The following is a 13118-nucleotide window of genomic DNA, read 5'->3' as shown; positions in this document are numbered from 1 at the left end:
CGCGGTCCCCGTCGTCTCGTGAAAGGTCGTCGCATGCTCTCCGGGAACGGTCGTCACCGCCGCCCCCGCCAGGCTCCCGCCCTGGTCGTCGCCGCCGGAGTGACCGGCTCCGCCATCGCGATCCCCCTCCTCGGCGCCACCGGCGCCCACGCGGCCGACGGCGCGAACTGGGACCGGGTCGCCGAGTGCGAGACCGGTGGCGCCTGGAGCCAGAACAGCGGCAACGGGTACTACGGCGGCCTGCAGCTGTCCCAGGAGGCGTGGGAGCAGTACGGCGGCCTGGAGTACGCGCCGAGCGCCGACGAGGCCAGCCGCTCCCAGCAGATAAGAATCGCCGAGAAGATACACGCGGACCAGGGCATCGCCGCCTGGCCCACCTGCGGTCTGCTCGCGGGACTGGGCAACGACTCGGGCGCCCTGGGCGGCGACGGCGCGGGTTCCGCCGGTGACGGGTCGTCGGAGGGCGGGGACGCCTCTCAGGCGCCCACCGCTCCGCGGACGGGTGACCCGTCCGGCTCGACCGGCACCGCGGACTCGTCGGAGCCGGCGGACCCGACCGGTACGACGGACCCGGCCGGTTCGGGCGAGGCTTCCGGATCGTCGCCTTCGGCTTCCCCGTCGGGGACTCCTGACGCCACGTCGACCGGCAAGGGCGAAACGTCCAAGTCGGACACTTCGGCCGAATCCGATGCTTCCGCGAGTGCCGGCTCGCAGGAATCCGGCAGTCCGTCCACAGGCACCACCAAGAACGATGAAACGGACAAGGTGGGGCAGAGCGACGGCACTTCGGCTGCCGGTGCCGAGTCCGGAGCGGGGCGGCACCGCGGCGACAGCGCCGACGAGGGCGCCGAGAGCGGCCGCACGGACGCCTCTTCGGGCCGGCACGCCTCGCGCGGCGACGGCGATGCGCGGGAGGCCGTGGAGGGCTCGTACACCGTCCGTTCCGGCGACAGTCTCTGGGGGATCGCCGACTCCCTCGACCTCGACGGCGGGTGGCGTTCGCTCTACGCCGGCAACAAGGAGGTCGTCGGAGCCGACCCGGACCACATCCTGCCCGGTCAGACGCTCACGGTCACGGGCGAATCGGGCGAAAAGTAGGGGGAGTTCGCGTCACGGTTAGAGGCTGTATGTCCGTTTTGGATCTCGTGAGAGATAGGTCTCAGAAGCCGTGATCGTCTTTGAAAAACCGCGGAGCGCGTGTCTACGGTCATGACCGCTCGCCACCGCGGGCCCCGACAGCCGCAACGCCGAATCCTGCCAGCGGCCGTACGGGAACAGTCGTCGCTTCGAGCGCCGCAGGCAGGAGCGGGGGAACCAAGGTAAGCGCCGTGCCGGGCAGTTGAGCCGGGCGGCTAGGGGTGAAGCCGAGTTCCGCGAGGAACCCGGCCGGGCAACTCAACCGGCCCGAACCCGACAGCTCACCTCGCAGGCGTCGGTGAGGGGATCAACCATGCTGTTTTCCGGCAAGGGCAAGCACCGCCGTCCGTCCAAGGCCACCCGCATCGTCGCCGTCGCCGGCGTCACCGGTGCCGCCGTCGCCGCCCCGCTGATGGCGGCCGGCAACGCCTCCGCCGCCACCGCGTCCGAGTGGGAGACCGTCGCCCAGTGCGAGTCCGGCGGCAACTGGTCCATCAACACCGGCAACGGCTACTACGGCGGTCTGCAGTTCTCCGCCTCCACCTGGGCCGCGTACGGCGGCACCCAGTACGCCTCGACCGCCGACCAGGCGACCAAGGCGCAGCAGATCGAGATCGCCGAGAAGGTGCTCGCGGGCCAGGGCAAGGGTGCCTGGCCGGTCTGCGGCACCGGCCTGTCGAGCGCCGCGTACACCGGCGGCGGCTCCGAGAGCCAGGACAGCGGTTCCTCGCAGTCCTCGCAGTCCTCCGGCAGCTCCGAGAGCGCCGACAGCTCGCAGAGCCAGAGCAGCGGCTCCACCGCCGACCGCTCCACCGAGCAGAAGGCCTCCCGCTCCGACGAGCGCCCGGCCGCCAAGAAGGAGACCGTCACCACCCCGACCGGCAAGAAGGTCGAGAAGGGCGACGGCGAATACAAGGTCGTCAAGGGCGACACCCTCAGCTCGATCGCCGAGGAGCACGACGTCAAGGGCGGCTGGGCGAAGCTGTTCAAGCTGAACGACGACATCGTCGACGACGCCGACCTGATCTACCCGGGCCAGCAGCTGCACCTCAAGTAAGAGGCGGCGGCCCCCGCGACTCCCGCCCCGGTGCGTGTTCCCCCGTACGCACCGGGGCGGGTTTTTCACGCCCCGGAACCACTCGCGATTCCGAACGGGTTTTCGGAAACGTCTTTGTTCCGTTCGGAAACAATTTACTCTCGGTTCTGTCCAGCGGGTGGGCGATCGGCTGGCCGATCGCCCGGAGCCGGTTAGGCTCGGACCCGCAGAGCCGCCGCGGTCCTCGGACCCGCGCGTCACACCGAAGCGTCACATTGAAGAAGGAGATGCTCGTGCCGTCCATCGACGTCGTCGTAGCCCGGGAAATCCTGGACTCCCGAGGCAACCCCACGGTCGAGGTCGAGGTCGGCCTCGACGACGGCAGCACGGGTCGTGCCGCCGTTCCCTCCGGTGCCTCCACCGGCGCCTTCGAGGCCATCGAACTCCGTGACGGCGATGCGGGCCGTTACCTCGGCAAGGGCGTCGAGAAGGCCGTCCTCGCCGTCATCGAGCAGATCGGCCCGGAGCTGGTCGGCTACGACGCCACCGAGCAGCGCCTGATCGACCAGGCCATGTTCGACCTGGACGCCACCGACAACAAGGGCTCGCTGGGCGCCAACGCCATCCTCGGCGTCTCCCTCGCCGTCGCCCACGCCGCCTCCGAGGCGTCCGACCTGCCGCTCTTCCGCTACCTGGGCGGCCCCAACGCGCACCTGCTGCCGGTGCCGATGATGAACATCCTGAACGGCGGCTCGCACGCCGACTCCAACGTGGACATCCAGGAGTTCATGATCGCGCCGATCGGCGCCGAGTCCTTCTCCGAGGCCCTGCGCTGGGGCGCCGAGGTCTACCACACCCTCAAGAAGGTCCTGAAGAGCAAGGGCCTGGCCACCGGCCTCGGCGACGAGGGCGGCTTCGCCCCGAACCTCGGCTCCAACCGCGAGGCCCTCGACCTCATCCTCGAGGCGATCAAGGAAGCCGGCTACACCCCCGGCGAGCAGATCGCCCTCGCCCTCGACGTGGCCGCCTCCGAGTTCTACAAGGACGGCGTCTACACCTTCGAGGGCAAGGAGCGCTCGGCGGCCGAGATGACCGAGTACTACGCCGAGCTGGTCGACGCGTACCCGCTGGTCTCCATCGAGGACCCGCTCTTCGAGGACGACTGGGAGGGCTGGAAGACCATCACCGACAAGCTGGGCGACAAGGTCCAGCTCGTCGGTGACGACCTCTTCGTCACCAACCCGGAGCGCCTGGCCCGCGGCATTGAGGAGGGCGCCGCCAACGCGCTCCTGGTCAAGGTGAACCAGATCGGCTCGCTGACCGAGACCCTGGACGCCGTGGAGCTGGCCCAGCGCAACGGCTTCAAGTGCATGATGTCCCACCGCTCCGGCGAGACCGAGGACGTCACCATCGCCGACCTGGCCGTCGCCACCAACTGCGGCCAGATCAAGACCGGCGCCCCGGCCCGCTCCGAGCGCGTCGCCAAGTACAACCAGCTGCTGCGCATCGAGGAGATCCTCGACGACGCCGCGGTGTACGCCGGCCGCAGCGCCTTCCCGCGCTTCAAGGGCTGACCCGCACCCCGGTAGGCAGCGTCGTACGTACGTCCCCGTACTCGGTCCCGTACCGTGTGCGGGGACGTACGCACGTGTGGACTGGAGGCGGGGACAGACATGGCGGTGAAGGACCGGGACCGTTTCTCCACCGCGACCAGGATCCGGATCATCGGGGAACAGACCGCGGCCCGGGTCTACCGCTCGCAGACCAAGCGCCAGGCCCGCCGCTCCCGCCTGACCGGCCGGGCCGCGCTGCTGGCGATGGTGCTCTGCTCGCTCGTCGTGGCCCTCGCCTACCCGATACGGCAGTACGTCGCCCAGCGCGCCGAGATCGCCGACCTCCGGCGGGAGCAGCAGGAGACCCGGGACCGGGTCGAGGAGCTGCGCGACCTCAAGGCACGCTGGCAGGACGACGCCTACGCCGAACAGCAGATCCGGCTGCGGCTGCACTACGTGATGCCGGGGGAGACGGGCTTCATCGTCGTCGACCCGGACGCGGCCCGTCAGGCCCGCGCCGAGGCGGGTGCCGCCGACCGTCCCTGGTACCGGAACGTCTGGGACGGGATCGACAAGGCCGACGCCGCCGCGGACCGGCCGTGAACCGGCGGCGACGGCCGTGAACCGACCGCCCCGGCAGTGACTCAACAGGAAGACCAGCAGAAGACAGTCATGCAGACTCCCCCGCCGACCACCGCGCGCACCGAACCCACCGACGCGGACGTCGAGGCATTCAAGCAGCAGCTCGGGCGTCCCCCGCGCGGCCTGCGCGCCATCGCCCACCGCTGCCCCTGCGGGCAGCCGGACGTCGTGGAGACGGCCCCGCGGCTGCCGGACGGCACCCCGTTCCCCACGCTGTACTACCTGACGTGCCCGAGGGCGGCCTCCGCGATCGGCACGCTGGAGGCCAACGGCGTGATGAAGGAGATGACCGAGCGCCTCGCCGCAGACCCGGAGCTGGCCGCCGCCTACCGCGCCGCGCACGAGGACTACATCCGGCGCCGCGACGAGATCGAGGAGCTGACCGGCTTCCCCAGCGCGGGCGGCATGCCCGACCGCGTGAAGTGCCTGCACGTGCTGGTCGCCCACTCGCTGGCGGCCGGTCCGGGCGTCAACCCGCTGGGCGACGAGGCGATCGCGATGCTGCCCGAGTGGTGGCGCAAGGGGCCGTGCGTGACGGCCGCCGGGACGGCCGAGGAGGACGCCAAGTGACCCGGGTGGCCGCCATCGACTGCGGTACGAACTCCATCCGGCTGCTGGTCGCCGACGCGGACCCGGCGACGGGCGAGCTGGCCGACCTGGACCGCCGCATGACCGTCGTGCGGCTCGGCCAGGGCGTCGACCGCACGGGACGGCTGGCGCCCGAGGCGCTGGAGCGGACCTTCGCCGCCTGCCGCGAGTACGCCGCGATCATCAAGGAGCACGGCGCCGAGCGGCTGCGCTTCGTGGCCACCTCCGCCTCCCGGGACGCGGAGAACCGGGACGTGTTCGTGCGCGGGGTGCTGGACATCCTCGGCGTGGAGCCGGAGGTGATCTCCGGTGACCAGGAGGCGGAGTTCTCCTTCACCGGGGCCACCAAGGAGCTGGCGGGGCAGATCCAAGGGGGCGCGAAGCGCCCTTCGATTGAGGGTGGTGGTGGGCGACGGGCGGGCCACCTCGACAAGCCCTATCTGGTCGTCGACATCGGCGGCGGCTCGACGGAGTTCGTGGTCGGCGACGACCACGTGCGCGCCGCCCGTTCCGTGGACGTCGGCTGCGTGCGGATGACCGAGCGGCACCTGCTGCACGACGGCGCGGTGACCGACCCGCCCACCGGGGCGCAGGTCGCGGCGATGCGGGCGGACATCGAGGCGGCCCTGGACCTCGCCGAGGAGACGGTGCCGCTGCGGGAGGCGCGCACGCTGGTGGGCCTGGCCGGTTCGGTGACGACCGTCTCCGCGATCGCGCAGGAGCTGCCGGAGTACGACTCGGCCGCCATCCATCACTCCCGCGTCTCGCTGGAGCGCGTGCGGGAGATCAGCGACTGGCTGCTGCGCTCCACGCACGCCGAGCGCGCGGCCGTGCCCTCCATGCACCCCGGGCGCGTCGACGTGATCGGCGCGGGGGCGCTCGTACTGCTGTCGATCATGGAGCGGACGGGCGCGCGGGAGGTCGTGGTGAGCGAGCACGACATCCTCGACGGCATCGCCTGGTCGATGGCGTAGGGGTCCGGCGGCCCCCGGAGCGGGATTTCGCGGTCGCGGTCTGAGCAGGGCGGACGACGATTGAGCGCGCGCCGGGGGCCCTTCGGGGGCCCTCGGTGACGTTCCGTCGGGAAAGTTCGTGAAGTTCTTCACAAGGAAATGGGCCCCGTAGGACGACGAAAGTGCGCCGGTTGACCCTTTTGGTGGTTCAACTGCCCTTTGAACGTGTTCAGGACGGTGTCGGGACGGGGGTCCTCGGAGGGGTCCCGGAGGGCTGGTCCACCGTCCCCGGGGATACGGAGGAGCAGCTCACGCGGCATTGACAACGGGGTCCCGCGGGCGGTGGTTCCCTTCCTCACCATGATCTGGATCACGTGGGCGGCGGATGGTAACACAGCCCCGACTCGAGCTTGTGAAGGGGCGCACGAACGACCCCCCTGAGGCGGGTGGATACTCGATGGCATGAGCACCACGGAGCGTCCCAGGATCCTCGTAGTAGGCGGTGGGTACGTAGGCCTGTACGCAGCTCGACGCATCCAGAAGAAGATGCGTTACGGCGAGGCGACCGTCACCGTCGTCGACCCGCGGTCGTACATGACCTACCAGCCCTTCCTCCCCGAAGCCGCCGCCGGCAACATCTCCCCTCGGCACGTCGTCGTCCCCCTGCGGCGCGTGCTTCCCAAGGCGGAGGTCCTCACCGGCCGGGTCACCACCATCGATCAGGACCGCAAGGTCGCCACGATCGCCCCGCTGGTCGGCGAGGCGTACGAGCTGCCCTTCGACTACCTGGTCATCGCCATGGGCGCGGTCTCCCGCACCTTCCCGATCCCCGGCCTCGCCGAGCAGGGCATCGGCATGAAGGGCATCGAGGAGTCCATCGGCCTGCGCAACCACGTGCTGGAGCAGCTGGACAAGGCCGACTCCACCACCGACGAGGAGATCCGCCGCAAGGCGCTCACCTTCGTCTTCATCGGCGGCGGCTTCGCCGGCGCGGAGACCATCGGTGAGGTCGAGGACATGGCCCGCGACGCGGCCAAGTACTACCGCAACGTGTCCCGCGAGGACATGCGCTTCATCCTCGTCGACGCCGCCGACAAGATCCTCCCCGAGGTCGGCCCCAAGCTCGGCCAGTACGGCAAGGAGCACCTCGAGGGCCGCGGTGTCGAGGTCTACCTGTCCACCTCCATGGACTCCTGCGTCGACGGCCACGTGGTGCTGAAGAACGGCCTCGAGGTCGACTCCAACACGATCGTGTGGACGGCCGGCGTCAAGCCGAACCCGGCCCTGTCCCGCTTCGGCCTCCCGCTGGGCCCCCGCGGTCACGTCGACTGCGAGCCGACCCTCCAGGTCAAGGGCACCGACTACATCTGGGCCGCGGGCGACAACGCCCAGGTCCCCGACCTCGTCGGCCGCAAGGCGGGCAACGAGAACGCCTGGTGCCCGCCGAACGCCCAGCACGCGCTGCGCCAGGCCAAGGTCCTCGGCGACAACGTCGTCTCCGGCATGCGGGGCTTCCCGCAGAAGGAGTACAGCCACGCCAACAAGGGCGCGGTGGCGGGCCTCGGCCTGCACAAGGGCGTCGCGATGATCGTCATGGGCAAGATGAAGATCAAGCTCAAGGGCCGTCTCGCCTGGTACATGCACCGCGGCTACCACGGCATGGCGATGCCGACCTGGAACCGCAAGATCCGCGTCTTCGCGGACTGGACGCTGGGCATGTTCCTCAAGCGCGAGGTCGTCTCCCTCGGCGCGATGGAGACCCCGCGCGAGGAGTTCTACGAGGCCGCCAAGCCCGCCCCGGCCGCCGCGCCGAAGGCCGCCGACGGCGCCGACAAGGGTGCCGACAAGGGCGAGAAGGCCAAGGCATCCTGACCTCCGGCCGCCCGCGCCCGTAGGACCCGCGGTACTCCCGAAGGGGCCGCCCGCCATCCGTGGTGCGGGCGGCCCCTTCGCGTGCCCGGCGCGCCTGCGCCCGCACAATCCGTGGTGTGTACAAGCATTTTGCCGAGTCGTAACGCGCGCCGGGGACTGTGCGGCGGGCCCCCAGGTGTTTACGTGGTATCGGACATTCCGGGGATAGCCCGTCACGGAGGTACGCCATGGCTGGTGCCGCGCTGCGGCTGCAGAACCTCTTCGAACAGTTGCTGGGAGCGCCCCTCCCGGTGCGCATCCGCGCCTGGGACGGTTCGCAGGACGGTCCGCCGGGCGCCCCCACCCTCGTCGTCCGCAACCGCCGCGCCCTGCGCCGCCTGCTCTTCAAGCCCGGCGAACTGGGCCTGGCCCGCGCCTGGGTGGCCGGCGACCTGGACGTCGACGGGGACCTCTACACCGCCCTCGACCTGATGGCCGGGCTCGTCTGGGAGCGCGGCGAGGACGCCCGCACGCTCGCCGGGGCGCTGCGCGACCCCGAGGTGCGGGCAGCCGTGCGCGGCCTGGTGAAGCTCGCCGGCCCGCCGCTGCCGCCCGCCCCGCCGCCCGAGGAGGTCCGTCGCGGCCGCGGCCACCTGCACACCAAGCGCAGCGACCGGCGGGCCATCAGCCACCACTACGACGTCGGCAACGACTTCTACGAGCTGGTCCTCGGCTCCTCCATGGTCTACTCCTGCGCCTACTGGCAGGCCCCCGAGTCCGAGGGCGGCACCCTGGAGGACGCCCAGCGCGACAAGCTCGAACTGGTCAGCCGCAAGCTCGGCCTGAGCCCCGGTCAGCGGCTGCTGGACGTGGGCTGCGGCTGGGGCTCCATGGCCATCCACGCGGCCCGGGAGCACGGTGTGAGCGTCGTCGGCGTCACCCTCTCCCAGGAGCAGGCCGCCTACGCCCGCAAGCGCGTCGCCGACGAGGGCCTGACCGACCGGGTGGAGATCCGCGTCCAGGACTACCGGGACGTCGCCGACGGGCCCTACGACGCCATCTCCTCGATCGGCATGGCCGAGCACGTGGGCGCCGAGCGCTACCTGGAGTACGCCACCGACCTGTACCGGCTCCTCGGGCCCGGCGGGCGGCTGCTGAACCACCAGATCGCGCGGCGCCCCCGGCGGGACGAGTCCGCCTACAGCGTGGACGAGTTCATCGACGCCTATGTCTTCCCCGACGGTGAACTCGCCCCGATCGGCACCACCGTGACCCAGCTGGAGCGCGCCGGCTTCGAGGTGCGCGACGTGGAGTCGATCCGCGAGCACTACGCGCTCACCCTGCGCCGCTGGGTCGCCAACCTGGAGTCCGACTGGGCGACGGCAGTGCGGCTCGTCAGTCCCGGCCGGGCGCGGGTGTGGCGGCTGTACATGGCCGCCTCCGCGCTCGCCTTCGAACGCAACCGCATCGGCGTCAACCAGGTCCTGGCGGTGAAGACCACGGAGTCGGGCGGCTCCGGGCTGCCGCTGCGCACCCGCACCTGGAACTGACCTCCGCGCGCGAGGAGGGCCCCGCTCCTGACGGAACGGGGCCCTCCTCGCGCGTACCGGCCGGTGCGCCCGCTACTCCGCCTTGATGGCCTGGAGCATGTTCAGCCGGGCCGCCCTCCGGGCCGGCCACAGCGCCGCCAGGACGCCCACGACGGCGGCCAGCAGCAGGAACACGCCCATCCGCCCCCAGGGCAGGACCAGCTCGTACGTCGCGATCGTCGAGCCCATCAGCTCGCCGGCGGCCCAGCCGAAGAACACGCCCAGCCCGATGCCGAGCACCCCGCCGAACAGGGAGATCACCAGGGACTCCAGGCGGACCATCCGCTTGATGCCCTTGCGGTCCAGGCCGATGGCCCGCAGCATCCCGATCTCCTGGGAGCGTTCGAAGACCGACATCGCCAGGGTGTTGATGACACCGAGGACGGCCACGATCACCGCCATGGCCAGCAGGCCGTAGAGCATGTTCAGCATCAGCGTGAACATCTTGGCGATCTCGTTGGAGATGTCCTTCTTGTCCTGGATCTTGATCGCCGGGTTGGTGTCGAGCGCCTGCTGCAGGCTGTCCTTGGCGGCCGAGGACGCCCCGTCGGACATCTTGACCATCACCTGCATGTCGACCGGGTCGGTCAGGTGCGGGGTGAGGACGGCGTTGTCGACCATGATGCCGCGCAGCATGTCGTTGCCCTCGTAGACCCCCGCGACGGTGAGCCGCTGCTTCTCGCCGTCCTCGTAGGCGACGGTGAAGGCCGAGCCGGCCTTCCAGCCGTTCTCCTTCGCGGTGTCGCCGTCCACGACGACCTCGGTGCCGCCGACCTCGAAGGCGCCCTGCTCGACCTTCAGGTCGGTCAGCTCGCCGATGGTGGAGCCGTTGACGCCGGTGAGGTACTCCGTGTCGCCGCCGATGCGGGCGGGGGAGTTGCGCAGCGGGCTTACGGCGGTGACACCGTCGGCCCCGGCCAGCTTCTCGCTCACGTCCGGGGAGAGCCAGTTGCCGTTGGCCATGGAGACCACGTAGTCCGCCTCGATCGCCGCCGACGCCATCTTGTCGATCGACTTCTGCAGGCTGCCGGCCATCACCGTCATGCCGGTGATCAGCGTCAGACCGATCATCAGCGCGGAGGCGGTGGCGGCGGTGCGGCGCGGGTTGCGCACCGAGTTCTGCCGGGCGAGCTTGCCGGAGACGCCGAACAGGCGCAGTACCGGAGCCGCGGCGGCGATCAGCGGGCGGGAGAGCAGCGGCGTCAGGATGAACACGCCGATGATCAGCAGCACCGCGCCCAGACCCATCGGGGCCTGCCCGTCCGAGCCGCCCATGGTCGTCGCCGCGAGGACGACCGCGATGCCGGCGGCCGAGACCAGCGCGCCCAGGGTGTTGCGCAGTACCAGCGACTTGGTCGTGGCCTGGGCGTGCACGCTGCTCATCGCCGCGACCGGCGGGATCTTCGCCGCCCGTCGGCCGGGCAGCCAGGCGGCCAGCATGGTGACCAGGACGCCGACCGCGAGGGCCGCGACGACCGTGCCGGCCGAGACGACCAGCGGGCCGTCGGGCACGACCTCGCCCATCGAGCTCATCAGGGCGCGCATCCCGGCGCCGATGCCGATGCCCGCGAGCAGACCGGTCACCGCGGCGACCACGCCGACCACGAACGCCTCGATCAGCACCGACCGCGTCACCTGCCGGCGGGAGGCGCCGACCGCCCGCATCAGGGCGAGTTCCTTGGTGCGCTGGGCGACCAGCATGGTGAAGGTGTTGGCGATGATGAAGGTGCCGACGAAGAGCGCGATGCCGGCGAAGACCAGCAGCCCCTGCTTCATGCCGCTCATCGAGGAGGCGATGGCCTCCGCCTGGTCGTCGGCCAGCTTCTCGGCGGTGGTCGTCTCGACCAGGTCCTTCGGCAGCGCCTTGTCCAGCTCCGCCTTCAGCGCGGCCTGGGTGACCCCGTCCTTCGCCTTGACGTCGATCTCGTCGTACGTGCCCGCCTTGCCGAAGAGCTTCTGCGCGGTCGCCGTGTCGAACAGGGTCAGGCTGCCGCCGGCCGCGACAGAGCCGTCGTCGGTGGTGAAGACGCCGACGACCTTCGGGGTGATGACCGGGCCGTCGACGGACATCCGCACGGTGTCCCCGACGCCGTAGCCGGTGCGCCCGGCGGTCTTGGAGTCGATGAGGATCTCGCCCTCGCCCTTGGGCGCACGGCCGTCGGTCAGCGGGTACCGGGGGTCCTTCTCGCCCCAGTAGTTGCCGCCCTTGGTGCTCCAGCCGTCGCCGATCAGGTCGCCGTCCTTGTCGGCGACGGCCGTGAAACCGGAGACCACGCCGATGGCGGAGGCGGCGCCCGGCACCGAGGCGCTGTCCTCGACGAGGGCCTGCGTCAGCTCGGGCTGCTCGCCGACCTTGTCGCCCTCGGCCTCCTGGAACTCGGGGGTGACGGCCACGTCGACGTGGTCGAAGCCCTTGGCGGAGCTGTTCTGCAGAGCTCCGGAGATGGTGTTGGTGAAGACCAGGGTGCCCGACACGAACGCCACGCCGAGCATCACGGCGAGCACAGTCATCAACAGCCTGGCCTTGTGCGCGAGAACGTTGCGCAAGGCGGTACGGAACATGGGTCTTCTCTGTCCGGAGGTACGTGCGAGAGGGGGGCGGGGGCGGGTCGGCTCAGCTGGTGCGGCCCTTGGCGTCGAACCGCTTCATGCGGTCCAGCACCGAGTCGGCCGTCGGCCCGTACAGCTCGTCGACGATGCGTCCGTCGGCCAGGAAGACCACCCGGTCCGCGTAGGCCGCGGCCACCGGGTCGTGGGTCACCATGACGACCGTCTGCCCCAGCTCGCGCACCGAGTTCCGCAGGAAGCCCAGCACCTCGGCGCCCGAGCGCGAGTCGAGGTTTCCGGTCGGCTCGTCACCGAAGATGATCTCGGGCTTGGAGGCCAGTGCCCGGGCCACGGCCACGCGCTGCTGCTGACCGCCGGAGAGCTGGGAGGGCCGGTGACCGAGGCGGCCGGAGAGACCCACCATCTGGATCACGGAGTCCAGCCACTGCTTGTCCGCCTTGCGGCCCGCGATGTCCATCGGGAGGGTGATGTTCTCCAGCGCGGTGAGCGTCGGCAGCAGGTTGAACGCCTGGAAGATGAAGCCGATCTTGTCCCGGCGCAGCTTGGTCAGCTGCTTGTCCTTGAGGGAGCCCAGCTCGGTCTCGCCGATGCGCACCGAGCCCGAGGTGAAGGTGTCCAGCCCGGCGACGCAGTGCATCAACGTGGACTTGCCGGAGCCGGAGGGGCCCATGATCGCGGTGAACTCGGCCTGCCGGAAGTCGACGGAGACACGGTCCAGGGCGACCACCTGGGTCTCACCCTGGCCGTAGATCTTGGACAGCTCCATGGCGCGCGCGGCCACGGCGGTGGACCGGTCGGCTGGGGATCCCCCCGGGTGGAGCCCGGGAGAGGGTGCGGTGGTCACGGGAAGGGTGCTCCTGTCGGTACGGCGTGTGTGCGGGGACGTTCTCCATCCTTCCGGCGGCGCGGCGCCGTGTAGTCAGCCGCTGTTCCGGTTCCGGGGGGCGACTTCGGTCGGACGGCGAGGGCGCGTGTACTACCTGAGGATGACGGGCGACCCTGACCCGGGGAGCGACGCGGCCGGGCCGCCGTAACGGGGCGGGCACCCTTGTAGAGACGGTGAAATTCCGTCATTCCGCATGCGCGGCCGGCCGTCGCGAGAAAGGCTGTTGGCAAGTGAGGATGGGTCGGCCCCGGAGCTGATGCTCCCTCAGGCGCCAATAAAATAAGACAACATCGGTCCGCCCGACCCCTGTGCGAG

Annotated in this window: 10 protein-coding genes and 1 riboswitch; of the genes, 8 read left to right on the top strand and 2 right to left on the bottom strand. The window is 70.6% G+C overall.

Features of this window, described 5'->3' with window-relative positions:
* Window positions 1-33 precede the first annotated feature (33 nt).
* From ACFZP7_RS14690 to ACFZP7_RS14655, 8 genes are all read left to right on the top strand, one after another.
* Window positions 34-1098, top strand: a complete 1065-nt coding sequence (locus ACFZP7_RS14690; protein ID WP_385634571.1) for a transglycosylase family protein — start codon at window positions 34-36, stop codon at window positions 1096-1098.
* Between the two features lie 183 nt (window positions 1099-1281).
* Window positions 1282-1447, top strand: a riboswitch (cyclic di-AMP (ydaO/yuaA leader).
* 3 nt (window positions 1448-1450) lie between these two features.
* Window positions 1451-2194, top strand: coding sequence for a transglycosylase family protein (locus tag ACFZP7_RS14685; RefSeq protein ID WP_125773566.1), 744 nt, complete (start codon window positions 1451-1453; stop codon window positions 2192-2194).
* Window positions 2195-2466: 272 nt separating this feature from the next.
* Window positions 2467-3747: a phosphopyruvate hydratase gene (gene eno, locus ACFZP7_RS14680; protein ID WP_030973781.1), complete on the top strand. Its 1281-nt coding sequence runs from the start codon at window positions 2467-2469 to the stop codon at window positions 3745-3747.
* 99 nt (window positions 3748-3846) lie between these two features.
* Window positions 3847-4329 carry a septum formation initiator family protein gene (locus ACFZP7_RS14675; protein WP_031021373.1) on the top strand — a complete coding sequence of 161 codons (483 nt, stop codon included), beginning with the start codon at window positions 3847-3849 and terminating at the stop codon, window positions 4327-4329.
* A gap of 69 nt (window positions 4330-4398) precedes the next feature.
* Window positions 4399-4938 carry a DUF501 domain-containing protein gene (locus ACFZP7_RS14670; protein WP_030973785.1) on the top strand — a complete coding sequence of 180 codons (540 nt, stop codon included), beginning with the start codon at window positions 4399-4401 and terminating at the stop codon, window positions 4936-4938.
* Complete coding sequence (locus ACFZP7_RS14665; protein ID WP_385634570.1) at window positions 4935-5930, top strand: exopolyphosphatase; 996 nt, start codon at window positions 4935-4937, stop codon at window positions 5928-5930. Before ACFZP7_RS14670 ends, ACFZP7_RS14665 begins: the two co-directional genes overlap by 4 nt.
* A gap of 441 nt (window positions 5931-6371) precedes the next feature.
* Entirely contained in the window at window positions 6372-7781 is a 1410-nt protein-coding gene (locus tag ACFZP7_RS14660) for an NAD(P)/FAD-dependent oxidoreductase (RefSeq protein WP_078855401.1), read from the top strand.
* Between the two features lie 227 nt (window positions 7782-8008).
* Window positions 8009-9310 carry a class I SAM-dependent methyltransferase gene (locus ACFZP7_RS14655; RefSeq protein ID WP_385634569.1) on the top strand — a complete coding sequence of 434 codons (1302 nt, stop codon included), beginning with the start codon at window positions 8009-8011 and terminating at the stop codon, window positions 9308-9310.
* A gap of 72 nt (window positions 9311-9382) precedes the next feature.
* Here the strand turns inward: ACFZP7_RS14655 and ACFZP7_RS14650 are convergent, their stop codons facing one another.
* Window positions 9383-11911 (bottom strand): ABC transporter permease, encoded by a 2529-nt coding sequence (locus ACFZP7_RS14650; RefSeq protein WP_270883614.1) that lies wholly within the window; start codon window positions 11909-11911, stop codon window positions 9383-9385.
* A gap of 52 nt (window positions 11912-11963) precedes the next feature.
* Window positions 11964-12683, bottom strand: coding sequence for an ABC transporter ATP-binding protein (locus ACFZP7_RS14645; RefSeq protein WP_107277922.1), 720 nt, complete (start codon window positions 12681-12683; stop codon window positions 11964-11966).
* Window positions 12684-13118: the final 435 nt, after the last annotated feature.

Source organism: Streptomyces sp. SudanB5_2050 (assembly GCF_964272335.1).
Lineage (GTDB): Bacteria > Actinomycetota > Actinomycetes > Streptomycetales > Streptomycetaceae > Streptomyces > Streptomyces rochei.
This window is presented reverse-complemented; position numbering and strand designations above follow the sequence as displayed.

What these genes read in the sequence shown, in the direction of transcription:
- ACFZP7_RS14670 (WP_030973785.1), top strand. Translation starts at nt 4,399, where the DNA reads ATGCAGACTCCCCCGCCGACCACCGCGCGCACCGAACCCACCGACGCG.
- ACFZP7_RS14655 (WP_385634569.1), top strand. Translation starts at nt 8,009, where the DNA reads ATGGCTGGTGCCGCGCTGCGGCTGCAGAACCTCTTCGAACAGTTGCTG.
- ACFZP7_RS14650 (WP_270883614.1), bottom strand. Translation starts at nt 11,911, where the DNA reads ATGTTCCGTACCGCCTTGCGCAACGTTCTCGCGCACAAGGCCAGGCTG.
- ACFZP7_RS14660 (WP_078855401.1), top strand. Translation starts at nt 6,372, where the DNA reads ATGAGCACCACGGAGCGTCCCAGGATCCTCGTAGTAGGCGGTGGGTAC.
- ACFZP7_RS14685 (WP_125773566.1), top strand. Translation starts at nt 1,451, where the DNA reads ATGCTGTTTTCCGGCAAGGGCAAGCACCGCCGTCCGTCCAAGGCCACC.
- ACFZP7_RS14645 (WP_107277922.1), bottom strand. Translation starts at nt 12,683, where the DNA reads ATGGAGCTGTCCAAGATCTACGGCCAGGGTGAGACCCAGGTGGTCGCC.
- ACFZP7_RS14690 (WP_385634571.1), top strand. Translation starts at nt 34, where the DNA reads ATGCTCTCCGGGAACGGTCGTCACCGCCGCCCCCGCCAGGCTCCCGCC.
- ACFZP7_RS14675 (WP_031021373.1), top strand. Translation starts at nt 3,847, where the DNA reads ATGGCGGTGAAGGACCGGGACCGTTTCTCCACCGCGACCAGGATCCGG.